Annotated in this window: 1 pseudogene; it reads right to left on the bottom strand. The window is 64.6% G+C overall.

Features of this window, described 5'->3' with window-relative positions:
- Nucleotides 1-274 (bottom strand): annotated as a pseudogene (tuf, locus tag AWR35_RS04480) (elongation factor Tu); the annotation flags it as partial.

Raw genomic sequence — 274 nt, 5'->3', positions numbered from 1 at the left:
AACGATCTCGATCTCTTCGCCAGTCTTGACGATGCCGCGCTCGACACGACCGGTAACGACGGTACCGCGACCGGAGATGGAGAAGACGTCCTCGACCGGCATGATGAACGCACCGTCGATGGCACGCTCCGGCTCCGGGATGTAGTCGTCCATCGCCTCGACCAGCTTCTGGATGGCCGGTGCGCCGATCTCGGAGGTGTCGCCTTCCAGCGCCTTCAGCGCCGAACCGGTGACGATCGGGGTGTCGTCGCCCGGGAAGTCGTACTGGGAGAGG

Origin of the sequence: Guyparkeria sp. WRN-7 (assembly GCF_001641825.1) — a bacterium.
Taxonomy (GTDB): domain Bacteria; phylum Pseudomonadota; class Gammaproteobacteria; order Halothiobacillales; family Halothiobacillaceae; genus Guyparkeria.
Note: the sequence above shows the minus strand (reverse complement) of the source record. Positions and strands in the feature narration are given on the sequence as shown.